General features: G+C 71.4%; 20 protein-coding genes, 1 tRNA gene and 1 riboswitch. Of the genes, 14 read left to right on the top strand and 7 right to left on the bottom strand.

What is annotated here, in order from left to right; genetic code table 11:
- Window positions 1-29: 29 nt before the first annotated feature.
- Both cpt and ACGFZW_RS09255 read right to left on the bottom strand, forming a co-directional pair.
- A complete protein-coding gene (cpt, locus tag ACGFZW_RS09260; RefSeq protein WP_393892446.1) occupies window positions 30-563 on the bottom strand; it encodes a chloramphenicol phosphotransferase CPT in 534 nt (177 codons plus the stop codon).
- A gap of 17 nt (window positions 564-580) precedes the next feature.
- Window positions 581-2,065 (bottom strand): DUF2079 domain-containing protein, encoded by a 1,485-nt coding sequence (locus tag ACGFZW_RS09255; protein ID WP_393892445.1) that lies wholly within the window; start codon window positions 2,063-2,065, stop codon window positions 581-583.
- Window positions 2,066-2,250: 185 nt separating this feature from the next.
- Between ACGFZW_RS09255 and ACGFZW_RS09250 the strand changes: the two genes are divergently transcribed.
- The 3 genes from ACGFZW_RS09250 to ACGFZW_RS09240 all read left to right on the top strand — a co-directional run bounded on the left by ACGFZW_RS09250 (window position 2,251) and on the right by ACGFZW_RS09240 (window position 4,936).
- Entirely contained in the window at window positions 2,251-2,985 is a 735-nt protein-coding gene (locus tag ACGFZW_RS09250) for an HNH endonuclease family protein (RefSeq protein WP_393892822.1), read from the top strand.
- A gap of 157 nt (window positions 2,986-3,142) precedes the next feature.
- A complete protein-coding gene (locus ACGFZW_RS09245; RefSeq protein ID WP_393892444.1) occupies window positions 3,143-3,787 on the top strand; it encodes a SurA N-terminal domain-containing protein in 645 nt (214 codons plus the stop codon).
- A gap of 84 nt (window positions 3,788-3,871) precedes the next feature.
- Window positions 3,872-4,936: a nucleoside triphosphate pyrophosphohydrolase gene (locus tag ACGFZW_RS09240; RefSeq protein WP_393892443.1), complete on the top strand. Its 1,065-nt coding sequence runs from the start codon at window positions 3,872-3,874 to the stop codon at window positions 4,934-4,936.
- Here the strand turns inward: ACGFZW_RS09240 and ACGFZW_RS09235 are convergent.
- Window positions 4,840-6,243: an MFS transporter gene (locus tag ACGFZW_RS09235; protein WP_393892442.1), complete on the bottom strand. Its 1,404-nt coding sequence runs from the start codon at window positions 6,241-6,243 to the stop codon at window positions 4,840-4,842. The two genes, ACGFZW_RS09240 and ACGFZW_RS09235, sit on opposite strands and share 97 nt — an antisense overlap.
- A gap of 136 nt (window positions 6,244-6,379) precedes the next feature.
- On the opposite strand from ACGFZW_RS09235, the gene ACGFZW_RS09230 reads away from it, so the two are divergent.
- From ACGFZW_RS09230 to ACGFZW_RS09185, 10 genes are all read left to right on the top strand, one after another.
- Complete coding sequence (locus ACGFZW_RS09230) at window positions 6,380-7,261, top strand: LysR family transcriptional regulator (RefSeq protein WP_393892441.1); 882 nt, start codon at window positions 6,380-6,382, stop codon at window positions 7,259-7,261.
- Between the two features lie 133 nt (window positions 7,262-7,394).
- On the top strand, window positions 7,395-8,714 hold the full coding sequence (locus ACGFZW_RS09225; RefSeq protein ID WP_393892821.1) for a cytochrome P450: 1,320 nt from the start codon (window positions 7,395-7,397) through the stop codon (window positions 8,712-8,714).
- 217 nt (window positions 8,715-8,931) lie between these two features.
- Window positions 8,932-9,963, top strand: a complete 1,032-nt coding sequence (locus ACGFZW_RS09220) for a transglycosylase family protein (protein WP_393892440.1) — start codon at window positions 8,932-8,934, stop codon at window positions 9,961-9,963.
- Window positions 9,964-10,173: 210 nt separating this feature from the next.
- A riboswitch (cyclic di-AMP (ydaO/yuaA leader) is annotated at window positions 10,174-10,384 on the top strand.
- A 7-nt stretch (window positions 10,385-10,391) separates the two neighbouring features.
- Complete coding sequence (locus ACGFZW_RS09215; RefSeq protein WP_393892439.1) at window positions 10,392-11,036, top strand: transglycosylase family protein; 645 nt, start codon at window positions 10,392-10,394, stop codon at window positions 11,034-11,036.
- Window positions 11,037-11,534: 498 nt separating this feature from the next.
- The gene (gene eno, locus ACGFZW_RS09210; RefSeq protein ID WP_393892438.1) at window positions 11,535-12,821 is read left to right on the top strand and encodes a phosphopyruvate hydratase; all 1,287 of its coding nucleotides are present in this window, start codon (window positions 11,535-11,537) and stop codon (window positions 12,819-12,821) included.
- A gap of 139 nt (window positions 12,822-12,960) precedes the next feature.
- Window positions 12,961-13,413, top strand: coding sequence for a septum formation initiator family protein (locus tag ACGFZW_RS09205; protein WP_393892437.1), 453 nt, complete (start codon window positions 12,961-12,963; stop codon window positions 13,411-13,413).
- Window positions 13,414-13,493: 80 nt separating this feature from the next.
- Window positions 13,494-14,036 carry a DUF501 domain-containing protein gene (locus tag ACGFZW_RS09200; protein ID WP_393892436.1) on the top strand — a complete coding sequence of 181 codons (543 nt, stop codon included), beginning with the start codon at window positions 13,494-13,496 and terminating at the stop codon, window positions 14,034-14,036.
- Window positions 14,033-14,974 (top strand): exopolyphosphatase, encoded by a 942-nt coding sequence (locus ACGFZW_RS09195; RefSeq protein WP_393892435.1) that lies wholly within the window; start codon window positions 14,033-14,035, stop codon window positions 14,972-14,974. The genes ACGFZW_RS09200 and ACGFZW_RS09195 overlap by 4 nt, the downstream gene beginning before the upstream one ends.
- A gap of 563 nt (window positions 14,975-15,537) precedes the next feature.
- A complete protein-coding gene (locus ACGFZW_RS09190) occupies window positions 15,538-16,929 on the top strand; it encodes an NAD(P)/FAD-dependent oxidoreductase (RefSeq protein ID WP_393892434.1) in 1,392 nt (463 codons plus the stop codon).
- Between the two features lie 198 nt (window positions 16,930-17,127).
- Window positions 17,128-18,447 carry a class I SAM-dependent methyltransferase gene (locus ACGFZW_RS09185; protein ID WP_393892433.1) on the top strand — a complete coding sequence of 440 codons (1,320 nt, stop codon included), beginning with the start codon at window positions 17,128-17,130 and terminating at the stop codon, window positions 18,445-18,447.
- Between the two features lie 72 nt (window positions 18,448-18,519).
- On the opposite strand, the gene ACGFZW_RS09180 is transcribed toward ACGFZW_RS09185, so the two are convergent.
- The 4 genes from ACGFZW_RS09180 to ACGFZW_RS09165 all read right to left on the bottom strand — a co-directional run bounded on the left by ACGFZW_RS09180 (window position 18,520) and on the right by ACGFZW_RS09165 (window position 24,235).
- On the bottom strand, window positions 18,520-19,548 hold the full coding sequence (locus ACGFZW_RS09180; RefSeq protein ID WP_393892432.1) for a methyltransferase: 1,029 nt from the start codon (window positions 19,546-19,548) through the stop codon (window positions 18,520-18,522).
- 36 nt (window positions 19,549-19,584) lie between these two features.
- Complete coding sequence (locus ACGFZW_RS09175) at window positions 19,585-20,643, bottom strand: nitrous oxide reductase family maturation protein NosD (RefSeq protein ID WP_393892820.1); 1,059 nt, start codon at window positions 20,641-20,643, stop codon at window positions 19,585-19,587.
- Window positions 20,644-20,866: 223 nt separating this feature from the next.
- Window positions 20,867-23,401 carry an ABC transporter permease gene (locus ACGFZW_RS09170; RefSeq protein WP_393892431.1) on the bottom strand — a complete coding sequence of 845 codons (2,535 nt, stop codon included), beginning with the start codon at window positions 23,399-23,401 and terminating at the stop codon, window positions 20,867-20,869.
- 51 nt (window positions 23,402-23,452) lie between these two features.
- Window positions 23,453-24,235, bottom strand: coding sequence for an ABC transporter ATP-binding protein (locus tag ACGFZW_RS09165; RefSeq protein WP_393892430.1), 783 nt, complete (start codon window positions 24,233-24,235; stop codon window positions 23,453-23,455).
- Between the two features lie 454 nt (window positions 24,236-24,689).
- Between ACGFZW_RS09165 and ACGFZW_RS09160 the strand changes: the two genes are divergently transcribed.
- Window positions 24,690-24,771, top strand: a tRNA-Leu gene (locus tag ACGFZW_RS09160).
- Window positions 24,772-24,816: the final 45 nt, after the last annotated feature.

The raw sequence follows: 24,816 nt of genomic DNA, 5'->3' as shown, positions 1-24,816 counted from the left end.
CGGTTTCCTCGCGTGCCGCCCCGGCCCGTTCAGCGCACCCGCGCCGCGATCCGGCGCGCGCAGGCGTCCGGGGTGGCAGCGGACGTGTCGACCTCCAGGTCGTAGCGGACGCCCTTGTGGACGAGGTCGGCCTGGGCGGCGGCCATGCCCACCACCCGGTCGCCGCGGGCCCGTTCGCGTGCCGCGGCGACGTCGGGGTCGCAGCGGACGCCGACCCACAGCACCTCCAGGCCCTCCAGCGCGGACTGCCACCGCCGCTGGCCTTCGTGGCCGCCGAGGAACACCTCGTCGAGGATGACGCCGGTGCCGCCGCGGGCCATCGCGGCGATGCCGTCGCGCCAGGCGGACTCCAGGGCCCGGTAGGCCGGGCCGACCGTGACCTGCCCGTCGGGCGCGACGAGCAGACCGTCCGGCGAGTCCTGCAGGGTCGGTGGGAGGGCTTCGCCGAAGGTGTCGACACCGAAGGTCAGCCAGGGGCGGGGGAGGGCGTGTTGCAGGGCGCGGGCCAGGGACGAGGTGCCGGAGCTGGAACCGCCGTTGAGGACGATCACGTCGGTGGTCATCGCGCCACTTTAGGTACTCAGCGCTCGGCCGTCCTGCGAAATACGACGAGGTCCGCGACCCCGCCGAGGGGCGCGTACTTCGCCTCCGGGTGGCGGCGCGCGGCGTCGGCGAGGGCCTGCTGCGGGGAGCGGTTGTCGTGCAGTTGCACCGCGATGTAGTCGGGGGAGATGCCGTCGGTGTCACCGGTCCACAGCACACGGGTGCGGCCGGTGAGACGGCTCAGCGGCCGGATGTCGGCCTCCACGGTCGCACCGTCCGGTATCCGCTCCAGCAGCCGCTCGGCGGCGCTGACGGCCGGCGGCTTGCGGTAGGTGACCGCTTCGGTGAGACGGGCCAGCGGGAGCGTGGTGGTCAGCGCGAGGGCGGCGGCGAGCGCGGCGGACGGCAGGTGCAGGGCGTACGCGCGCAGCCAGGGCCGGCCGGAGAACCGGACGCGCGCGAGGGCGTCGACGAGGGCGAGGAAGACCACCGGCATCAGGGCGGCGTTGTAGTGCCAGTCGATGCCCCAGTAGTGCGGATCGTGGGAGAGGAACCGCCAGCCGACGGTGGGCAGCGCGACCAGCAGGAGCGGGGAGCGCAGCGCGAGCAGACCGGTGGTGGGCAGCAGGATCCACAGGGTGGTGCGGACGGCGGTGTCGACCGCGATGGTGGGAGCGTCGCCCTCGCCGCCGAGTTTGGCCCAGTAGTCGTAGGAGCCGGAGCCGTTGAAGGCGGGGATGACCAGGCCCAGGGTGACGGCGGTGGCGGTGATGCCGAACGCGACGAGGGCGATGGCCGCCGGGGTGGCCCTGCGGGTGCGGATCAGCACGAGCGCCCCGATGGCGGCGGCGGTCACCCCCAGGTCCTCCTTGACCAGCACCAGGGGCGCGGCCCAGCACACCGCCGCGGTCCACCGCCCGCGGAGCACCGCTTCGAGGGCGAAGGCGAGCAGCGGCAGCGCGAAGGCGATCTCGTGGAAGTCGAAGTCGACCGCCTTCTGCACGCCCCAGGACAGGCCGTAGGCGAGACCGACGGCCAGACCGCGGGCGCGGCCGAGGTAGCGGGTCGCGGCCCGGGTGACCGGCAGGGCGGACAGCGCGAACAGCGCGGCCTGCGCGGTGAGCAGGGTCACGGGGGAGGGGAGCAGCCGGTAGAAGGGGGCGAGCAGGATCAGTACGGGGCTGAAGTGGTCGCCGAGGATGTTGGTGCCCGGCCCCTTGAGGTCGACGACCGGCGCCGAGAGGTGCGCGTAGCCCCGTACGGCCTGCTCGAAGATCCCCAGGTCCCATGACGCGGTGCCCATCGACCGGAAGCGGCACAGGGACAGCGTCGCGTAGGCGAGGAAGAGGAACGCGGAAGTCCAGTAAGGGTCGAGGCGGGGCGCCCGCGCGCGGTGCGCAAGGCGCCGCAGCGGGCCGGCCGGCGCGCCGTCGGTGGCCGCGGTCGCGGGGCCGGCGTCGGTGGCCGCCCCGGGCGGATGCCCGGTGCTGCCGTCCGCCGCCGTTGCTGCGGCCGTGTCCATGAGGGTCCTCACTCTCAACTTCCGAAAAGATACTCGAAGCGGCGAACCGGTCGAACCCGGCGGCCGCCGCAGCCCGCACTCCCCTCCGACGCTCCGGATTGGACGCCGCCTTGATACGGTCCGCGCTCCCCGCCTCCCCCCGCGACCGCCGCGCAACGGGAGGGGCCGGCGCCGCCGCGCCTCCCCTGACCGCCGCCGCCGTCACCGCGCTCGCCGGCCTGCTCGCCCTCACCGGCTGCTCCCCGTACGAAGGCCGGGGCGGCAGTGACTCAGACGCGGGCGCGAGCCCGTCCGTTCCCGCGGCCGAGGGGCGCGCGGGCAGCGCGTTGCGTGCGGCGGCGTCCCTCGACGTCAAGGGCCGTGCCCCGAAGACCGGTTACGACCGGGACCGGTTCGGCTCGCCCTGGGCGGACACCGACAGCAACGGCTGCGGTACCCGGGACGACATCCTCAAGCGCGATCTGCGGGCCACCGCCTTCCGTGACGGCGACTGCGTCGTGGTGTCGGGCACCCTGCCCCAGGACCCGTACACCGGGCGGTCGCTGCGCTACGAGCGGGGACGCAGCAAGGTCGACATCGATCATGTGGTGGCGCTGTCGGACGCCTGGCAGAAGGGCGCGCAGCAGTGGCCGGGGAGTAAGCGGGTGGCCTTGGCCAACGACCCGCTCAATCTGATCGCGGTGGACGCCTCGGCCAACCGGCAGAAGGGCGACGGGGACGCGGCGACCTGGCTGCCGGCGTTCAAGCCCGCCCGCTGCGACTACGTCGCCCACCAGGCGGCGGTGAAGAAGAAGTACGGGCTGTGGGTGACGCGGGGCGAGCGGGACGCGATGGTGCGGGTGCTGAACTCCTGTCCGCGAGAACGCCTGCCGGCCGGCGGCGGCCCCACCGAGGCGCCGGCGAGGTTCTCGGCGAAGTAGCGAAGACGACACCCGAACGCCGCCGTGCCGAACCGTTACCGGGCGGAACCGTCACCGGGAGAGATCGTTGGCCGAAGCAGTGGCCTGGGCCACGCCGACTCCATAGCATCGATCACTCAAGGTCGAGACTCCGTCGCACGATCTGCCGGGAGGCCAAGTGTTCCGCCGTAGGACAGCGCTCTCCGTATCCGCCACCGCCGCTCTGCTGGCCGCAGCCCCGCTGCTGGCCGCCTGCGGCACCGACGCGCACCCCGGTGCCGCTGCGGTGGTGGACGGGAAGCGGATCACCGTCTCGCAGCTGCAGGCGAAGGTGCGGGATGTGCGCGAAGCCCAGGGCAAGTCCCCGCAGGGCGGGCAGATGATCAGCAACACCGGCCGGCTGAGCCTCGCCACCCTCAACGGACTGATCTTCGACGAGGTGCTGGAGCGCGCCGCGAAGGACGCCGGTGTCGAGGTCACCCGCCACGCCATCCAGAAGTGGCGGTCGGCGGCCGAGAAGCGGGCCGGCGGCGCGGACCGGCTGAAGGCGCTGTGGCTCCAGCAGGCCATCGCCCCGGACGAGATCGATGCCATGGTCCGCAACCAGCTGCTGCTGGACGGCGTCGCCGAGCACCTCGGGGCCGACCGCGGGCAGCCGCAGGGCCAGCAGATTCTCGCCGAGGCGCTGTCGAAGACCTCCCGGTCCATGGGCATCGACGTCAACCCGCGCTTCGGCACCTGGGACGACAAGGAGGTCATCCTCGGCGAGACCAAGGACCCCTGGATCACCACCGGGCGCACCGCGGAGCAGCAGCAGACCTGAGCGGGGACGCCGGCCGCGGGTGCGCGGCGGCGGGCGGGGCCGACCGGCGCCGGGACTGTCGGCGGGGTGCGTTACGTTCGATGCGTGAACGCTGACGCCTCCCACGCCGACTCCGGCGCCGACGCCCCCTCCCAGGGCGGCGGCACCGGTCGCCTGGTCCTGCTCACCACCAGCCACCGGGTCGCCCCCGGACTGCTGTCCTGGCCCGCGTGGCAGACGCTGCGCACGGCCGGGCGGGTCCTGTGCGCCGACCCCGGCCATCCGCAGCTGCCCTATCTGCGGGAGGCCGGTATCGAGGTGGAGGAGGCGTCCCTCTCCGCGCGCGAGCTCGTCGACCACTGTGTGGCCGGGGACCGTACGGCCGTCGTGCTGACCTCCGCGGCCGGGGAGAGCGCGCTGACCGACGGACTGGCGCGGCTGGCCGGCTCCGGCCGGGAGACCATGCCCGACCTGGAACTCCTGCCCGGCTCCTACGACCTCCCCGGCGCCCGGCTGCTGGATCTCGTCCAGGTCATGGACCGCATCCGCGCCGAGTGCCCGTGGAGCAGCATCCGCACGCACCACGACCTCGCCAAGTACGGCCTGGAAGAGGCCTACGAGATGGTCGAGGCCATCGAGGAGGGCGACCGCGCGGCGCTGCGCGAGGAGCTGGGCGATGTGCTGCTCCAGGTCGTCTTCCACGCCCGGATCGCCCAGGACGACCCCGACGAGCCGTTCTCCCTCGACGATGTCGCGGGCGGCATCGTCGAGAAGCTGATTCACCGCCATCCGCATGTCTTCGGGGACGCGGCCGCCACCACCCCCGACGACGTCAAGGCGCACTGGCTGCGCACCAAGGCGGTGGAGAAGCGGCGGGAGTCGGTGACCGACGGCGTACCGCCGGCCCAGCCCGCGCTCGCCCTGGCCGGCAAGCTCGCCTCCCGGGCCCGTACGGCCGGTATCGAGGCGGAGCCGGCGGGCGAGGGCATCGGCTACGACCTGCTGGCGCTGGCCGTCCGGGCGGAGGCCGAGGGCACCGACCCGGAGACCGCGCTGCGCGCCGCGGCCCGCACCTACCGCGATGCGATCCGGGCCGCCGAGGGGCTGCCTCCCGCGGGCCGGCCCTCCGAGGAGGACGAGAGCGCCGACGACGAGCTGTTCGACGACTGAGCCGGCTGAGCCGACGGGTCCCCGGCGCCGTCCCCCGCCGCCGGGCGGCCCGCCCCGCCGTCGTGCCGCCCGGGCCTCCGGCGCAGCCGGTCGACGAGCCACACCGCCGCGACGGCCGCGGCCAGCGCCGCGCCCAGGACGCACACCCCGCCCCAGCCGGCCGCGCTCCAGACCACCGAGGTGAGCGCGGAGCCGACCGCGCCACCGGCGAAGTAGCTCGCCATGTAGGCGGAGTTCAGGCGGTTGCGGGCCTCGGGCCGGACCGCGTAGACCACGTTCTGGTTGCTGACGTGCAACGCCTGCACGGCGAGGTCCAGCACGATCACGCCGACCAGCAGGGCAGCGAGCGCCCACGCCCCGCCGGCCCCGCCGGCCGCCAGCAGACCCCACGACCCCAGCAGCAGGAACGCCCCCGCGCCGGTCACCCGGTGCACCAGACCCCGGTCCGCCAGCCGTCCGGCTGCCGAAGCGGACAGCGAACCGGCCGCCCCCACGAGCCCCAGCAGCCCGATGGCCGACTCCTGCCAGCCGTAGGCAGGGCCGGACATCAAGAACGCGACGGCCGTCCACAGCACGCTGAAGCCGGCGAAGGCCAGCGCCCCGATCGCGGCCCGCCACCGCAGCACCGGCTCCTGTACGAACAGCGCGAGCGTCGAGCGCAGCAGCGCCGGATAGCGCAGGCCCGCCGTGGTGCGCAGGGCGGGCAGCCGGAGGCGCAGCAGCACCGCCACCAGCAGCATCAGCGCGGCATTGACCCAGTAGACGGTGCGCCAGCCGCCGAGTTCGGCGAGCATCCCGGAGGCCGTACGGGCCAGCAGAATGCCCAACAGCAGCCCGGTCATGACGGTACCGACGGTCCGGCCGCGTTCGGCGGGCGCCGAAAGGGTCGCCGCGTACGGCACCAGGACCTGGGCGGCGACCGAGGCAAGACCGGTCAGCGCGGTGCCGGCCAGCAGCAGCGCGGCGTTGGGCGCGCTCGCCGTCACCGTCAGGAAGCCCGCGGTGGCCACACACAGGGTCACCGCCAGCCGGCGTCGCTCCAGCAGATCGCCGAGCGGTACGAGCAGCAGCAGCCCGAGCCCGTAGCCGACCTGGGCCACGGTCACCACCAGCGCGGCGGTGGACGCGGACAGCCGCAGATCCCGGCCGATGACGTCCAGCAGCGGCTGGGCGAAGTAGTTGCCTGCGACCGACAGGCCGGTGGCGACCGACATCAGCAGCAGCGTGCCGCGCCCCAACCGGCCGGTGCCCGCGTCCGGCTCCGCCGTGCTCCGCTGCTCCGGCCCCGGCGTCTGCTCGGGCTCCATGTGGGTGTCCTTTCCCGCCGCCCGCGGCCACCGTGGCTCCGGGCCAGCCCAGCCTGCGCCGTCAACGATCGATGAGTCCAACGCATAGTTGTCATCACACTCATCGTGGAACGCGATCGATGACTACGATCGGGAGATGGAGCTCCAGCAGATGCGGTACGTGGTCGCCGTCGCAGAGACGGGCGGCTTCACCCGCGCCGCCGAGCGCTGCCATGTGGTGCAGTCCGCCCTCAGCCACCAGATCGCCCGGCTGGAGAAGGAGCTGGGCGCCCGGCTCTTCCACCGCACCAGCCGCAGCGTCCGGCTGACCGCCGCGGGTGAGGTCTTCGTCCCGGTCGCCCGGCAGGCCCTGCAGGCGGCGGAGCGGGCACGCGCCGAGGTGGAGGCGACGACCGGCGAGGTGCGCGGGCGACTGGCGGTCGGCGCGATCTCGACGGTCGCGGCGGTCGACCTCGCCCAGGAGCTCGGAGCGTTCCGCGCCCGCTGTCCGCAGGTGCGCGTCAGCCTGCGGATGGACATGAGCGATGACCTGATCGAGCAGGTCAGGCAGGGCGGCCTGGATATCGCCTTCGTCGGCCTGGTGCCCGGCGCGCGGACCGCGGGAGTCCGGGAGAAGGAGCTCGCGCGCGGCGAGCTGGTCGCGGTCGTACCCCCGGGCCATCCGCTGGCCCGGCAGGAGTGGACGCGTCTGGCGCGGCTCGCCGAGGAGACCTTCGTCGACTTCACGGCCGGCTCGGCCGCCCGCCGCCAGCGCGACGAGGCGTTCCGCGCGGCCGGCCTGACGTCCGATGTGGCATTCGAGGTGACGACCGTGGAGTTCCTGGCGAAGCTGGTCCGCGCCGGTCTCGGGGTCGGCATGGTGCCCGAGGCCATCGCCTCGGAGCTGCCCGGCCTGCACGTCCTGCGGGTGCGGCCGGCGCCCGAGCGCAGCGAGCGTGTGGTGTGGAGCGGCCTGGGCCCGTCGCCGCCGGCCGTCGCGTTCCTCGCGGGCCTGGGCGTGGAGCCGGGGCCGCGGTAGCCCGCCGGGCGAGCAGATCCCGCCCGGCGGACCGCGCTGCGCGCGTGCCGGTCCCAGCGCACCCCCCGGCGCACACGTGACTCCGCGGGCGCGCCGGTGCACGCCCACCGGTTACGGTCGGTGGGTGCCCGACATGCCCGACGCCACCCCCGCCGACGCCCCCGCGAGCTGCCCGGCAGGCTCCGCGGCTCCGCTCGCCCCCGAGCTGTTCACCTGGGAGTTCGCCTCCGACCCCTACCCCGCGTACGCCTGGCTGCGCACCCACGCGCCGGTGCACAGGACCGCACTGCCCAGCGGCGTCGATGCCTGGCTGGTGACCCGCTACACCGACGCCCGGCAGGCACTCGCCGACGCCCGGCTCTCCAAGAACCCCCGGCACCACAGCGAGGCCGCGCACGGCAAGGGCAAGGTCGGCATCCCGGGGGAGCGCAGCGCCAACCTGATGACGCATCTGCTCAACATCGACCCCCCGGACCACACCCGGCTCCGCCGCCTGGTGGCGAAGGCGTTCACCCCGCGCCGGGTCGCGGCCTTCGCCCCCCGGGTGCAGGAGCTGACCGACTCCCTCATCGACGCCATGATCGCCAAGCAGCCGGGCGCGGAGACCGGAGCGGCGGACCTCATCCACGAGTTCGCCTTCCCGCTCCCGATCTACGCGATCTGCGATCTGCTCGGCGTCCCGCGCGAGGACCAGGACGACTTCCGGGACTGGGCGGGGATGATGATCCGGCACGGCGGCGGCCCGCGCGGCGGGGTCGCCAGGTCGGTGAAGAAGATGCGCGGCTATCTCGCCGAACTGATCCACCGCAAGCGCGAGTCCCTCGGCGACGAGGCGGACGAGGACCTGATCTCCGGCCTGATCCGCGCCTCCGACCACGGTGAGCACCTCAGTGAGAACGAGGTCGCGGCGATGGCCTTCATCCTGCTCTTCGCCGGCTTCGAGACCACCGTCAACCTCATCGGCAACGGCACCTACGCACTGCTGCGCAACCCCGCGCAGCGGGAACTGCTGCAGAAGTCGATGGAGGCGGGGGACACCGAGCTGCTCGCCACCGGCATCGAGGAGCTGCTGCGCTACGACGGTCCGGTCGAGCTGGCGACGTGGCGGTTCGCGACGCAGGAGCTGACGCTGGGCGGGCAGCGCATCGCCGAGGGCGACCCCGTCCTGGTGGTGCTGGCCGCGGCGGATCGCGACCCGGAGCGGTTCCCCGAGCCGGACACCCTCGACCTCACCCGGCGCGACAACCAGCACCTGGGATACGGGCACGGCATCCACTACTGCCTGGGTGCCCCGCTGGCCCGGCTCGAAGGGCAGACCGCCCTCGCGACGCTGCTGACCCGGCTGCCGGACATCCGGCTTGCGGCGGAACCTGATGATTTGCGCTGGCGCGGCGGTCTCATCATGCGCGGACTGCGCTCGCTTCCGGTGGAGTTCACGCCTCCGCGGCCCTGACCGGGGACGGGTCCAGAATTGACGCTCCGTCACCTGTGTGACCTTTACGTGATCTCCACTACACCGGCTTGTGACTACCCGTGACCCCGGCTACCTTTCGACCGAACCGAAGAGCTTCACCCGATCGGCGGAAGTCAAACCTGGTGCACCGGATGTATTGGTGTGCCGGGCGCGGCCGACGATCGGACAACTCCACCGCCGCGCGAAAGGCAACCGCATGCGTTCCGGGAACGGCCGACACCGGCGCCCCCGTCAAGCACCGGCCATCTTTGTCACGGCGGGGGTCACCGGCGCCGGTATCGCCCTGCCGCTGCTCGGGGCGAGTGGCGCACACGCCGCCGACACCGCGACCTGGGACCGCGTCGCGCAGTGCGAGAGCGGCGGGATGTGGAGCGCGGCCTCGGGCAACGGCTTCTACGGCGGCCTGCAACTGACCCAGGACATGTGGGACGAGTACGGCGGCGCTGACTACGCCTCGCGCCCCGACCTCGCCAGCCGCTCCCAGCAGATATCCGTGGCCGAGGCGATCCTGGACGACCGCGGACCCGACGCCTGGCCCAGCTGTGCGGTGAACGCCGGGCTGACCGCGGACGGCTCGTCACCCGAGGTCGACCCGGGCGGCGTGAGCCTCCTCGACCCGGACCTTCTGGACCCGTCCGACGGCTCCGGCTCGTCCGACCCGTCCGACGACGACGGCTCCGCCCCGTCCGAGGACGACAAGCCCTCCGAGGCGACACCTTCCCCTGACGCGTCGGATTCCGCCGAGCCGTCCGGGCCCGCGGATTCCGAGTCGTCCGACTCCCCGACGTCGGACGACCGGGGCGACGACCCCTCCCGTTCCGATGACCCCTCCCGTGCCGACGGCCCGGACGAGGGCGGCAACCGCACCGACGGGACGGACGTGCCGGATGACGCGTCCGCAGGCGGCGACTCCGCGAAGGATCGGACGCCCGGCACGGGCAGGCACCGCGGCGGCGCCGAGGAGAGCGGCGAGGGCGCGGGCGAGGCGGACGACGGCGGCCGGTCGTCGGGCCGGCACGCCTCCCGTGACGGTGACGCGCACCAGACCGGTCCGGCCGGCGGCGACTACACCGTGCGCGCCGGTGACAGCCTGTCAGCCATCGCTGAGGCCCGTGAGGTGCCCGGTGGGTGGCCCGCACTCTACGACCGCAACGAGGACGTCGTCGGCGCCGACGCGGACCTGATCAAGCCGGGCCAGATCCTCGATCTCGGGCACATCGCAGGGTAATTCGCTCCCCTTCGCACCCTTTTGGGAAAGTGAGACAAGGCTCTCGTTCCTGGGTGCGGCATCCGGCTCGTGCGCCAATCCCAAACATGGGTCCACCTGCAGAAATGGGTGCACCCTATGATCAAAAACGGTCAACTTGGTTCAGATGGTGGGGTTTGAACACCAAGGGGGTTCCTGCTTACGGTCAGGACCGCTCGCCAAAGCGGGCCCTTCGATCACACGCCGAATCCTGCCGGTGGTCGAAGGCGGTCGACGCGCAAGCGCCGAAGGCAGGAGCGGGGGACCCAAGGTAAGCGCCGGCCCCACCCGTGAAAGCGGGTCAACCGGCTTGGGGTGAAGTCGTGTGTCATGTACACGCGGCCGGGCAACTCACATGGCCCGAACCCGACAGCTCACCTCGCAGGCGTCGGTGAGGAAACGAACGAACCATGCTGAACAACAAGGGCAAGCACCGTCGTCCCTCCAAGGCCGTCCGCGTCGTCACCCTCGCCGGTGTCGCCGGTGCTGCCGTGGCCGTCCCGCTCATGGGCGCCTCCTCCGCCTCCGCCGCGTCCGTCGAGACCTGGGACGCCGTCGCCCAGTGCGAGTCCGGTGGCAACTGGTCGATCAACACCGGCAACGGCTACTACGGCGGCCTGCAGTTCTCCAACTCCAGCTGGGCCGCCGCCGGTGGCACCCAGTACGCGGCGCGCGCCGACCTGGCCACCAAGAGCCAGCAGATAGCCGCCGCCGAGAAGCTGCTCGCCATCCAGGGCCCCGGTGCCTGGTCCTGCGCCGGCGCCGGCAACCTGACCGCCGGTGGCCCCTCCCCCGACCTCGACACCTCCGGCGACGCCCCGCAGGGCAACACCGGCGAGAAGGCCGAGAAGCAGGCCCCGGCCCCCGCGCCCGAGAAGTCGAAGCCGGCCCCGAAGTCCAACGGCTCCGGCAACTACACCGTCAAGGCGGGCGACACCCTCGCCAAGATCGCCAAGGCGCACGGCACCACCTGGAAGGCGCTCTACGCGGACAACAAGTCCGTCATCGGCGGCAACCCGAACCTGATCATCCCCGGCCAGAAGCTCGACGTCTGAGCCGACCCCCGCACAGGGGCGCCGAGGACCTCACCGCCTCCGGCCGGCCGGGCGGTCCGTGCGTACGGCGGTACGCACGATCCGCCCGCCCCGGCCGTCGCGGGGTCCGAGGCCGGGCAGCCGGTGTGAACCGGGGACGGACCGCTCCTCCCCACTCGCGTCCCCCGCGTCCACCGCGTTTGCTCCTCCGCTCCACACGCTCGTGTGTGAGACCGCCCCGCCGCGGCGCGCCATCCCCCATCGCGCCGCGGCGGGGCTTCTCCGTGTCGACGGCCCGAACGCGTGTCGCGGGCCAGGGCGCGTACCCGGCCCCGGCAGGCGGTCCTGACCAGCATCGTCCGGCAACTTTTCCCGCTCTGCGAACAAAGCGGTGAAACCTCCCATGAGCTGGGCTTTTGGGCCTCTTTTCGTCCCACTGAGCGGGCCGAGGGCGAACGGATGCGCCCAAGGCCGTTAGGCTCGTGCTGCAGAACTCCAGACACCCATGAAGGAGACAACGTGCCGTCCATCGACGTCGTCGTAGCCCGCGAAATTCTCGACTCGCGAGGTAATCCCACGGTCGAGGTCGAGGTCGGCCTCGACGACGGCAGCACGGGCCGTGCCGCCGTTCCGTCCGGCGCCTCGACCGGTGCCTTCGAGGCCATCGAGCTCCGTGACGGCGACCCGAGCCGCTACATGGGCAAGGGCGTGGAGAAGGCCGTCCTGGCCGTCATCGAGCAGATCGGCCCGGAGCTCGTCGGCTACGACGCGACCGAGCAGCGTCTGATCGACCAGGCGATGTTCGACCTGGACGCCACGGACAACAAGGGCTCCCTCGGCGCCAACGCCATCCTCGGCGTCTCCCTCGCCGTCGCGCACGCCGCCTCCGAGGCCAGTGACCTCCCGCTGTTCCGCTACCTCGGTGGCCCGAACGCGCACGTCCTGCCCGTCCCGATGATGAACATCCTCAACGGTGGATCGCACGCCGACTCCAACGTGGACATCCAGGAATTCATGATCGCCCCCATCGGCGCGGAGTCCTTCTCCGAGGCGCTGCGCTGGGGCGCCGAGGTCTACCACACCCTCAAGAAGGTCCTGAAGGAGCGCAGCCTGTCCACCGGGCTGGGCGACGAGGGCGGCTTCGCCCCGAACCTGGGCTCCAACCGCGAGGCCCTCGACCTGATCCTCGAGGCCATCCGTCAGGCCGGCTACACCCCCGGCCAGGACATCGCGCTCGCGCTGGACGTCGCCGCCTCCGAGTTCTACAAGGACGGCGTCTACCAGTTCGAGGGCAAGGAGCGCTCGGCCGCCGAGATGACGGAGTACTACGAGGGGCTCGTCGCTGACTACCCGCTCGTCTCCATCGAGGACCCGCTGTTCGAGGACGACTGGGCCGGCTGGAACGTCATCACCGAGAAGCTCGGCTCCAAGGTGCAGCTGGTCGGCGACGACCTGTTCGTCACCAACCCCGAGCGCCTGGCCCGCGGCATCGAGGAGAACTCCGCCAACGCGCTGCTGGTGAAGGTCAACCAGATCGGCTCGCTGACCGAGACCCTGGACGCCGTCGAGCTGGCCCAGCGCAACGGCTTCAAGTGCATGATGTCCCACCGCTCCGGTGAGACCGAGGACGTCACCATCGCCGACCTCGCCGTCGCCACCAACTGCGGCCAGATCAAGACCGGCGCCCCGGCCCGCTCCGAGCGCGTCGCCAAGTACAACCAGCTGCTGCGCATCGAGGAGATCCTCGACGACGCCGCCGTCTACGCCGGCCGCTCCGCCTTCCCGCGGTTCCGCACCGCCAACTGACGCGAGCGCAGCGCACCACTTCGAAGCGTCCCCGGCAACGGTCCCGTACCGTTGCCGGGGACGGCTTTGCTTGCGACGCCCGGCGGGCGGCGGAGCCGGCGCAGATGTGTGCACCGTCCGGTGATCAAGGGGAGGCGATGTGTCCGCGGACCGGTTCTCGACCGCGACCCGACTCAAGGCGCTCGGCGAGCAGGCCGCCGCCCGGGTCTACCGCGCCCGGCCGCCCCGCCGCAATCGCCTCACCGGCCGTGCCGCCCTGCTCGCCCTGGTGATGTGCTCCTTGGTCGTCGCCCTCGCCTACCCCATAAGGCAGTACGTCTCCCAGCGTTCGGACATCGCCGACCAGCGCCGCAAGGCGCAGGAGGCCGGCCGGGAGCTGAACCGGCTGCGCGACGAGAAGGCCCGCTGGCAGGATCCCGAGTACGTCCGGCAGCAGGCCCGCCGCCATCTGCACTACATCGCGCCGGGCGAGACCGGATATATCGTCCAGGACGGCCCCCGTACCGGTGCGGTGCGCAAGGCGCCGGCAGCCGCACAGCGGCCCTGGTACGAGAATCTGTGGGACGGCGTCGACTCCGCCGACCGGCGGTAGCGCCGCCGCACCGCCCCGGCCCGCCTCGTTCCCTCCGGCCCGTCACGTCCCCCGCACCACCGACCTCACCGAAAGCGCACATGGACACCGCCCCGCCCCAGACCGAGCCCACCGAGCCCACCGCCGAGGACATCGCCGCCTTCAAGGAGCAGTTGGGCCGCCCGCCGCGCGGGCTGCGTGCCATCGCGCACCGCTGCCCCTGCGGCCAGCCGGATGTCGTCGAGACGGCGCCGCGCCTGGAGGACGGCACCCCCTTCCCCACGCTCTACTACCTCACCTGCCCGCGTGCGGCCTCCGCGATCGGCACGCTGGAGGCCAACGGCGTGATGAAGGAGATGACCGAACGGCTGGCGAGCGACCCGGAGCTGGCCGCCGCCTACCGGGCGGCACACGAGGACTACATCCGGCGCCGGGACGCCATCGAGGTGCTGCAGGGCTTCCCGAGCGCGGGCGGTATGCCCGACCGGGTCAAGTGCCTGCACGTCCTCGTCGGCCACTCGCTCGCCGCCGGGCCGGGCGTCAACCCGCTCGGCGACGAGGCCATCGCGATGCTGCCGGAGTGGTGGGCGAAGGGGCCGTGCGTGTCGCCGTGCCAGGACACCCCCGAAGGAGCTGCCGAATGAAGCGGGTCGCCGCCATCGACTGCGGTACGAACTCCATCCGGCTGCTGGTCGCGGACGTCGATCCGGCGACGGGCGAGCTGAAGGACCTGGACCGCCGGATGCAGATCGTCCGGTTGGGGCAGGGCGTGGACCGCACCGGGCGGCTCGCGCCCGAGGCGCTGGAGCGTACCTTCGCGGCGTGCCGGGAGTACGCCGCGGTGATCAAGGGTCTGGGCGCCGAGCGGCTCCGGTTCGTGGCGACCTCCGCCTCGCGGGACGCCGACAACCGCGCGGACTTCGTCCGCGGGGTGGTCGACATCCTGGGCGTGGAGCCCGAGGTGATCACCGGCGACCAGGAGGCGGAGTTCTCCTTCAACGGCGCCACCAAGGAGCTCGCGGGCCGTGACGACGTCGAACCGCCCTATCTGGTGGTGGACATCGGCGGCGGCTCGACCGAGTTCGTGCTCGGCTCCGCTTCGGTGCGCGCCGCGCGGTCGGTTGACGTCGGCTGTGTGCGGATGACCGAGCGGCACCTGCTGCGGGACGGCGAGATCAGCGACCCGCCGTCCCCCGGCGACATCACCGCCATGAAGACCGACATCGCCGCGGCGCTGGACCGGGCCGAGGAGACGGTGCCGCTGCGCGAGGCCACGACGCTCGTCGGCCTGGCCGGCTCCGTGACCACGGTCGCCGCCATCGCGCTGGGGCTTGACCACTACGACTCCGAGGCGATCCACCACGCCAGGATCCCGCTGGCCAAGGTCCGGGAGATCACCGGGGACCTGCTGACGTCCACCCACGCCGAGCGTGCGGCGAGCCCGGTCATGCACCCCGGCCGCGTCGACGTGATCGCCGCGGGCGCGCTCGTGCTGCTGTCGATCATGGAGCGGGTGGGCGCGGAAGAGGTCGTCGTCAGCGAGCACGACATCCTCGACGGAATCGCCTGGAGCGTCGCCTGAGCGCTATTCCACGTGTACGGCCCCGGCAAGCTCACGGCTGCCGGGGCCGTCGCGTGAGGCGGGCGCTCACGCCGCCCCTGGGCACCAGGGCGCGCGACGGCTCGGCGGTCATGAGTTCGCGAGGACGTGGAAAGCAAGGCACCGGCCCCGAAATCCCGTCGTTTGAGCGGGTGGTGTCGCGTCTGAGCGTCTCGAAGGGGGCTTCGAGGGGGTCCGCGCGCGGGTCGGCGGAGAAAGTTCGTGAAATCCTTCACATGAAAAAGACGCTCGATGGGCGAACAAGGTGGCCGTAATGGCCGCATTCGAAGGCTCCGAGCCTCGCCGACCCGAAGAATGCGCGGTTTCAGGGGCGTTGCAAGTATCCCGCCGCGGCGGGTGGTTCAGGCGCCCGGCGGCTCACAATCCCTGATCAACAGGGGTCTCCAACGCTTCGCCCTATACCGTGGTTCCCCGATCGCGCTATGGCGTCGGTCACGGAGCCGGCGGAGTGTAGCAGACACCTCTGGACTGCTTGTGAAGGGGCTCACGAGCGACCCCCCATGTGGGGGTGGATACTCGATTGCATGAGCACCACGGAGCGTCCCAGGATCCTCGTTGTAGGCGGTGGGTACGTAGGCCTGTACGCGGCACGTCGCATCCTCAAGAAGATGCGGTACGGCGAGGCGACCGTCACGGTCGTCGACCCGCGCTCGTACATGACGTACCAGCCCTTCCTCCCTGAAGCTGCGGCCGGCAGCATCTCTCCCCGCCACGTCGTGGTTCCGCTACGACGCGTGCTGCCCAAGGCGGAGGTCCTCACCGGCCGGGTCACCACCATCGATCAGGACCGCAAGGTCGCCTCGATCGCCCCGCTGGTCGGCGAGGCGTACGAGCTGCCCTTCGACTACCTGGTCATCGCGATGGGCGCGGTCTCCCGCACCTTCCCGATTCCCGGCCTGGCCGAGAACGGCATCGGCATGAAGGGCGTGGAAGAGGCGATCGGCCTGCGCAACCACGTCCTGGAGCAGCTGGACAAGGCCGACTCCACGACCGACGAGGATGTCCGCCGCAAGGCGCTGACCTTCGTCTTCGTGGGCGGTGGCTTCGCGGGTGCGGAGACCATCGGCGAGGTCGAGGACATGGCCCGCGACGCCGCGAAGTACTACAGCAACGTCAAGCGCGAGGACATGCGCTTCCTGCTGGTCGACGTCGCCGACAAGATCCTCCCCGAGGTCGGCCCGAAGCTCGGTGCCTACGGCAAGGAGCACCTCGAGGGCCGCGGCGTCGAGGTCTACCTCAAGACCGGCATGGACTCCTGCGTCGACGGTCACGTCGTCCTGAACAACGGCCTCGAGGTCGACTCCAACACCATCGTGTGGACCGCGGGCGTCAAGCCGAACCCGGCGCTGTCCCGCTTCGGTCTGCCGCTCGGCCCCCGTGGCCACGTCGACACCCAGGCCACCCTGCAGGTGCAGGGCACCGACTACATCTGGGCCGCGGGCGACAACGCCCAGGTGCCGGACCTGGTCGGCCGCAAGGCGGGCAACGAGAACGCCTGGTGCCCGCCGAACGCCCAGCACGCGCTGCGGCAGTCCAAGGTCCTCGGCGACAACGTGGTCTCCGGCATGCGGGGCTTCCCGCAGAAGGAGTACAGCCACGCCAACAAGGGTGCGGTCGCCGGTCTGGGCCTGCACAAGGGCGTCGCGATGATCGTCATGGGCAAGATGAAGATCAAGCTCAAGGGCCGTCTCGCCTGGTACATGCACCGCGCGTACCACGGCATGGCGATGCCGACGTTCAACCGCAAGATCCGCGTCTTCGCCGACTGGACCCTTGCCATGTTCCTCAAGCGCGAGGTCGTCTCGCTCGGCGCCATGGAGAACCCCCGCGAGGAGTTCTACGAGGCGGCCAAGCCGGCCCCCGCACCGGCGGCCCCGGCCACCTCCGGCGACAAGCCGAAGGCCAAGGCTTCCTGAACCTCCGGTCGGTACTCCGACCAGCCCGAAGGGCGTCCGCCATCCGTGGGGCGGACGCCCTTCGGCGTGTCCGCTCTGGCGGGACACGGGCGTTTTGCTGTTCCCTTACGTAGGAACGGGACTACACCGGCGCCCCATTGGCGTTTACGTGGTGGGTGAAACTTCTTCGCCCGACTCGTCAACACGGAGGTGTGCGACATGGCAGAAGCCGCTGGACGGCTCACCAAGCTCGCCGAGGAGGTTCTGGGAGTTCCCCTCCCGGTCCGCATCCGCGCCTGGGATCGCAGCGAGTCCGGCCCGCCGGGGGCACCCACACTCGTCATCCGCAACCGCCGCGCACTGCGCCGCCTCCTGTTCAAGCCGGGCGAACTCGGCCTGGCCCGCGCCTGGGTGGCCGGTGACATCGACATCGAGGGCGACCTCTACACGGCACTCGACCTGCTCGCCGAACTGATCTGGGAGCGCGGCACCGCCGCCCCCAAACCGCGCCGCGCCGCCGCCCTGCGCACCCTTGCCCGCCCTGAGGTCCGCGTCGCCGGGCGGGAGTTGCTGTCGCTGGTCGGCCTGCCGATCCCGCCCGCCCCGCCGCCCGAAGAGGCCAGGAACCGCCGCGGGCCGCTGCACACCCTGCTGCGCGACAAGGAAGCCATCAGCCACCACTACGACGTCGGCAACGACTTCTACTCCCTGGTGCTCGGCCCGTCCATGGTCTACTCCTGCGCCTACTGGCCGGCCGCCGACGCCGGTGACGCCACCCTGGAGGACGCCCAGCGCGACAAGCTCGACCTGGTCTGCCGCAAGCTCGGGCTCAAGGAGGGGCAGCGGCTGCTCGACGTGGGCTGCGGCTGGGGCTCGATGGTGCTGCACGCCGCGCGCGAGTACGGCGTACGGGCGGTCGGCATCACCCTCTCCGAGGAGCAGGCCGTCTTCGCGCGCAAGCGGATCGCCGAGGCCGGGCTCGCCGACCGGATCGAGATCCGGGTGCAGGACTACCGCGAGATCCACGACGAGCCGTTCGATGCGATCTCCTCGATCGGGATGGCCGAGCACGTCGGCCGGACCCTTTACGCCGAGTACGCCCGGGCCCTGTACGCCCTCCTCAAGCCCGGCGGACGGCTGCTCAACCACCAGATCGCCCGCCGCCCGCTCACCGACGAAGAGGCCTACCACGTCGATGAGTTCATCGACCGCTATGTCTTCCCCGACGGTGAGCTGGCGCCCGTCGGCCGGACCGCGGGGGCCCTGGAGGACGCCGGCTTCGAGGTGCGCGACGTCGAGGTCCTGCGAGAGCACTACGCGCTGACGCTGCGCAGCTGGGTGGCCAACCTGGAGGAGCACTGGGCGGAGGCGGTCACGCTCACCACCCCGGGCAGGGCCCGGGTCTGGCGGCTCTACATGGCCGCGTCCGCGCTGTCCTTCGAGCGCAACCGGATAGGAGTCAATCAGGTGCTCGCGGTGCGCACTGCGGAGTCCGGTGCGTCCGGGATGCCGTTGCGCGCCCGCGCCTGGGAGGGATGAGGCGGATCCGTACGCAGGCCGAGGGCACGGGCAGGGCGCCGGGAGGGGACTTCTCCCGGCGCCCTGCCGCGTTCACTCCGGCACGGTGCAGTCGAAGGCGTGCAGATACGCGTTGACCGGCAGGATCTCGCGGAGGGCCAGGCCGGCCTCGGTCATGCGGCTGACGAGGCTCTCCTTGGAGTGCTTGGCGCCGCCGACGTTGAGGAGCAGCAGCAGGTCCATGGCCGTGGTGAACTTCATCGAGGGGCTGTCGTCGATGAGGTTCTCGATGATCACGACCCGGGCGCCGGGCGGGGCGGCCGCGACGACGTTGCGCAGTGTCGTGCGGGTGCTCTCGTCGTCCCACTCCAGAATGTTCTTGATGATGTAGAGGTCCGCCCGGACCGGGATGTCCTGGCGGCAGTCGCCGGGCACGATCCGCACCCGGGGGGCGAGCGGGCCGCCGTCACGGAGCCGGGGATCGGCGTTGGCCACCACGTCCGGCAGGTCGAGCAGCGTCCCCTCGATCGTGGGGTGCTTCTCCAGCAGACTGGCCAGCACATGGCCCTGGCCGCCGCCGATGTCCGCCACCGACGCGGCCCCGGTCAGGTCGAGCAGCTCCGCGATGTCCTGCGCCGACTGTCTGCTGGAGGTGGTCATCGCGCGGTTGAAGACCTGCGCGGAGTCCTTGGCGTCCTGGTGGAGGTAGTCGAAGAACCCCTTGCCGTAGAGGTCGTCGAAGACGCTGCGGCCGGAGCGCACGGCCTCGTCCAGCCGCGGCCAGGCCTCCCAGGTCCACGGTTCGGTGCACCACAGGGAGATGTACCGAAGGCTGTTGGGGGCGTCGTCCCGCAGCAGACGGGACATCTCGGTGTGGACGAACGTCCCGTCCCCGGTCTCCTCGAAGATCCCGTAGCAGGACAGGGCACGCAGCAGCCGGTCCAGCGGACGGGCCTCGGTGTGCACCGCGGCGGCCAGTTCCTCCGCGGTGGCGGGCGCGTCGCCGAGGGCGTCCGCGACGCCGAGCCGGGCCGCCGCGCGTACGGCGGCCGCGCACGCCGCTCCGAAGACCAGCTCCCGCAGTCGCATGGCCGGCGGGGGTGTGGGGCTAACGGTGGTCATGCCGCCTCGATTCTCCCGGTGAAGGGATGACGCACGTCAGCACAGGTTCGCCGGTTCCGAGGACCGGCACATGTTGCGGACGAAGCGGTTCCCGGTGCCCGTGTCGCGGTTGGCCAGGTCGGCCGGCTTGTTGAGGAGCATCAGGTTGTCGCTGATGACGTTGCGTTCGTTCTGGGTGCCCACGAAGCTGCGGAAGAGGACGATCCCGCCCGACATCGGCGAGGTGCCGACGTTGTTGCGGATGTAGTTGCCCTGCACCAGCGTCTCCTCGGCGCCCGTCAGGACGATGCCGGAGCCCTGGATGAACGGCAGTCGGCTGTTGCCGGGGCAGTGCTTGTTGTTCTCGATCACCTCGTTGCCGCGGACCTTCATCGCCCCCGCCTTGGGACGCGACTCGTCACCCACGATGAACACGCCCGCGCAGTTGCCGGTGAGTTCGTTGTCGTCGACCGTCAGGTTCCTGACGCGGCGGACGGTGATGCCGATGCGGTTCCCGGTGAGCAGGTTGTCCTCGATCGCCGCGCCGCGGGTGTCGAGGGCCCCGCCCTCCTCGTTGACGGTGTTCGCGAGGAAGATGCCCGCGTCGCCGTTGTCGATGGCCTTGTTGTCCTGGAAAGTGCCGCGGACGGACTTCTCCTGCGCGATGCCCCACTGGCCGTTCTTGCGCGAGGTCACCCCGCGGACGGTCAGCCGGTCGGTTGCGGTGGCCCAGACACCGTTCTTCTTGAAGCCTGCGACGGTCAGGGAGCGGATGGTGACGTTCTGGACAGGGTCCCCGGCCTTGCCGGTGACGCAGATGCCGTTGCCGCTCTGCGCGCAGGCGCTGTCCGCCCTGGTGCCGTCCGGCACGATCTCGGTCCGGGGGCCCGACCCGCGGAGCGTCACATCGGAGGTGTCGATCCGCACGCTCTCCCGGTAGGTGCCGGGCGAGACGACGACGGTGTCACCGGGGCGTGCGGAGTCCACGGCCTCCTGGATCGAGTCGCCCGCGCGGACGACATGCCGGACCTTCATATCGGTAGGTGGCGCGGCGCCGAGGCACGTGGCGGTCACTGTCGCGGCGCTGAGCGCGTACATCATGTGGCGTTTCCTCATGAGGCCGAAGCTATGGGCGATCGTCATGGTTCGCACCATGTGATAAGCCAATGCATGTTTTGCATGCATCTGTCAGCTTTCCGGGTGGGTGCCCCGCCCTCCCGGCCAGGTTCTCCACGGTTGCCGGGGCAACCGCCGAGGGCCCCGGTCCTCGCGGTCCGCCCCGCTCGGCGGGGGTGGCGACACACGGGGCTCCGGGGCCCTGGGGCGGTGCGGGCGGCGGCTACTCCGCCTTGATCGCCTCCAGCATGTTGAGCCGCGCCGCGCGGCGGGCCGGCCAGAGGGCGGCCAGCACCCCGACGACCGCGGCCAGGGCGAGGAAGAGGCCCATCCGGCCCCACGGCAGCACCAGTTCGTAGGTCGCGAGGGAGCTGCCGATCAGCTCACCGGCCGCCCAGCCGAAGAACACACCGAGGCCGATCCCGAGCACCCCGCCGAACAGCGAGATCACCAGCGACTCCAGGCGCACCATCCGCTTGATGCCGCGCCGGTCCAGGCCGATCGCGCGCAGCATGCCGATCTCCTGCGAGCGCTCGAAGACCGACATCGCCAGGGTGTTGATGACCCCGAGCACCGCGACGATCACGGCCATGGCCAGCAGGCCGTAGAGCATGTTCAGCATCAGATTGAAGATCTGCGCGATGCTGTCGGACACGTCCTTCTTGTCCTGGACGGTGATGGCCGGGTTCTTGCCGAGGGCCTCGACCAGCGAGTCCTTCGTCGCGTCGGTGGCGCCGTCCTTCGTCTTGACCATCACCCGCATATCGGTGATGTGCTTCTGGTGCGGCGCCAGGGTGGCGTTGTCGAGGATGATGCCCCTGATCATCTCGTTGCCCTCGTAGACACCCGAGACGGTCAGCGTGTCCTTCTTGCCGTCCTCGAAGGTCACCGGGAGGCGGGAGCCGATCCGCCAGCCCTTCTCCTTGGCGGTGGTGGCGTCCACCACGGCGGCGTCGCCGCTCAGCCGCCCGAGGGAGCCGCCGGTGAAGTCGAGCTGGGTGAGCTTGCCGAAGTCCTCGCCGTCGACGCCGGTCAGGTACTCCGTTCCGGTGCCGACGCGGGAGGGGGAGTTGCGCAGCGGGCTGACGGCGGTGACGTCGTCCAGGTCCCCGAGCTTCTTCGCGACCTCGGGGGAGAGCGGTGTCATCCCCGCCATGGAGACGACGTAGTCCGCCTTCAGCGCGGACGTGGCCATCTTGTCGATGCCCTTCTGCACGCTGCCCGCGATCACCGTCAGACCCGTGATGAGGGTGAGGCCGACCATCAGCGCCGATGCCGTGGCCGCGGTCCTGCGCGGATTGCGGACGGCGTTCTGCCGGGCGAGGGTGCCGGAGATGCCGAACGCACGCAGCACGGGCGCCGCCAGGGCGACCAGCGGGCGGGACAGCAGCGGAGTCAGGACGAACACGCCGATCAGCAGCAGTACCGCGCCCCCGCCCATCACGGCCTTGCCGTCGTCCATGCCGGTGGCCGTCAGCACGCCGGCCGTACCGGCACCAGCGAAGAGTGCGCCGATGGTGTTGCGGACCACGAGCGACTTGGTGGTGGCGGTGGCGTGCACGCTGTTCATCGCGGCGACCGGCGGGATCTTCGCGGCGCGGCGGCCGGGCAGCCAGGCCGCAAGGACGGTCACGACGACACCGACGAGCAGCGAGGCCAGGATCGTGGACGGGGAGACGACCAGCGGGCCGTCGGGCACCGTTGCGCCCGTGCCGTTCATCAGGGTGCGCAGCCCCGCGCCGATACCGATACCGGCCGCGAGGCCCGCGACGGCGGCGATCGCGCCGACGACGAACGCCTCGATCAGCACCGACCGGGTGACCTGGCGGCGGCTGGCGCCGACCGCCCGCATCAGGGCCAGCTCCTTGGTGCGCTGGGCGACGAGCATGGTGAAGGTGTTGGCGATGATGAAGATGCCGACGAACAGCGCGATCCCGGCGAAGGCCAGCAGGCCGGTCTTCATGCCGTCCATGCTCTTGGCGATCTGCTCGGCCTGGTCGTCGGCGAGCTTCTTGCCGGTGGTGGCCTCGACGCCGTCCCGGGGCAGCACCTTGTCGACCGCCGCCTTCAGGGCGCTCTGGGACGTGCCCGGGACCGCCCGCACATCGATCTCGCTGTACGCGCCGGGCGCGGCGAACAGCTTCTGGGCACTGGCGGTGTCGAACAGCGCCAGGCTGCCGCCGGCCGCGACGGTGCCGTCGTCGGTGGTGAAGATGCCGGTCAGCTCCGCCTCGCGGACGGGGCCGTCGACGGAGATCCGGACGGTGTCGCCGACCCGGTAGCCGGCCCGGTCCGCGGTGTGCGCGTCCAGCGCGATCTGCGCGCCGTCGCGGGGCGCGGCGCCGTCGCGCAGCGGGTAGCGCGCGTCCTTGCCGTCCGTGCCGGGGTAGTAGTTCCCGCCGCGGGTCGAGAAGCCGTCGCCGATCAGCTTGCCGTGCTTGTCGGCGACAGCGGTGAACCCGGACACGGTGCCGGTGGCGGAGGCCGCGCCGGGCACGGCGGCGACCTTGTCGAGCAGCTTCTGGCCGAGGTCGGGAGCGCCGCCCGGTGCGCCGGACCGGCTCTCGGAGCCGTGCGGCTGGAGGGCGACGTCGACGTGGTCGAAGCCCTTTTGGGAGCTGCGCTGGAACGCGTCGGAGATGGTCGAGGTGAAGACCAGGGTGCCGGAGACGAAGGCCACGCCGAGCATGACGGCGAGGACGGTCATCAGCAGCCGGGCCTTGTGTGCGAGCACATTGCGCAAGGCGGTACGGAACATGTGTCAGTCAGTCCTGGAGGAGAGGTCCGGAGTGCGGGTGGCTGCCGCTGGTCAGCTCGTACGCCCCTTGGCGTCGAAGCCCTTCATGCGCTCCAGCACCATGTCCGCTGTCGGGTCCGGCATGTCGTCGACGATGCGGCCGTCGGCGAGGAAGACCACCCGGTCCGCGTAGGACGCCGCGACCGGGTCGTGGGTCACCATCACCACGGTCTGGCCCAGTTCGCGCACGGAGTTGCGCAGGAAGCCCAGCACCTCGGCGCCGGAGCGGGAGTCGAGGTTGCCGGTGGGCTCGTCGGCGAAGATGATCTCGGGCCGGGAGGCGAGTGCCCGCGCGACCGCGACACGCTGCTGCTGGCCGCCGGAGAGCTGGCTGGGGCGGTGCTTGAGGCGGCCCGCCAGACCCACGGTCTCCACGACCCGGTCGAGCCAGGCGCGGTCCGGCTTACGGCCGGCGATGTCCATGGGCAGGGTGATGTTCTCCAGCGCGTTCAGCGTGGGCAGGAGGTTGAACGCCTGGAAGATGAAGCCGATCTTGTCGCGGCGCAGCTGGGTGAGCTTCTTGTCCTTCAGCCCGGTCAGCTCGACGTCGCCGATCCTGGCCGAGCCACCGGATATGCCGTCCAGTCCCGCCATGCAGTGCATCAGCGTCGACTTGCCGGAGCCGGAGGGGCCCATGATCGCGGTGAACTGGGCCTGCCGGAAGTCGACGGAGACGGCGTCCAGGGCGACCACCTGGGTCTCACCCTGTCCGTAGACCTTGGTGAGATCCGTGGCACGGGCGGCCACCGCGGTGGAACGGGTGGCGGTGGGGACGCCGGAGTGAGTGGTGGTCACGGGAACGAGCTCCTGTCGGGACGACGTACGGGTGAAGCGGCGGCGGGGTCCGCCATGCCGCGCGAGGGTGCCCTTCCATCGTGAGTGAGGAAAGGGGGCGCGAACGTCAACCCTGGTGCCCGTCCTGCGCCAGCCCTGGGGCGTACCCCGCAATCGCCCGGTCATCCCTGGGGAGGAGACGGACCCTGATGCCGGGCCCTTCGGATGTTCGCGTGCGCGGGGGTGGCCCCGTCACCCGGCAGACGTCGACTTTCCGTCAATTCGGGCACGAATTTCGCCGCACCGTACAACCCCGAGGCGAGGCTTCAGGCATGTGCCGAAGGCTTGTACCGGTCACTGATGCACCCTCAGTTGCCAATAAAATAAGACAACCTCGGGATGAGCGGCCGATCTCTGCGGTGCGCTGCGGGCTACGCTCGTGCTGCCCTCTTTGAGGTGGCATGGGGGATCCCACGCCCGGATGGTGGAATGCAGACACGGCGAGCTTAAACCTCGCTGGCCTTCGGGCCGTGCCGGTTCAAGTCCGGCTCCGGGCACTGCCGGCGACCAGCTCATCGAGCGGCTGATATATCTGAATTTTC

The organism is Streptomyces sp. NPDC048248, assembly GCF_043201875.1.
Taxonomy (GTDB): Bacteria; Actinomycetota; Actinomycetes; order Streptomycetales; family Streptomycetaceae; genus Streptomyces.
The sequence above is the reverse complement of the archived record's forward strand: the minus strand, read 5'-3'. Positions and strand labels throughout refer to the sequence as shown.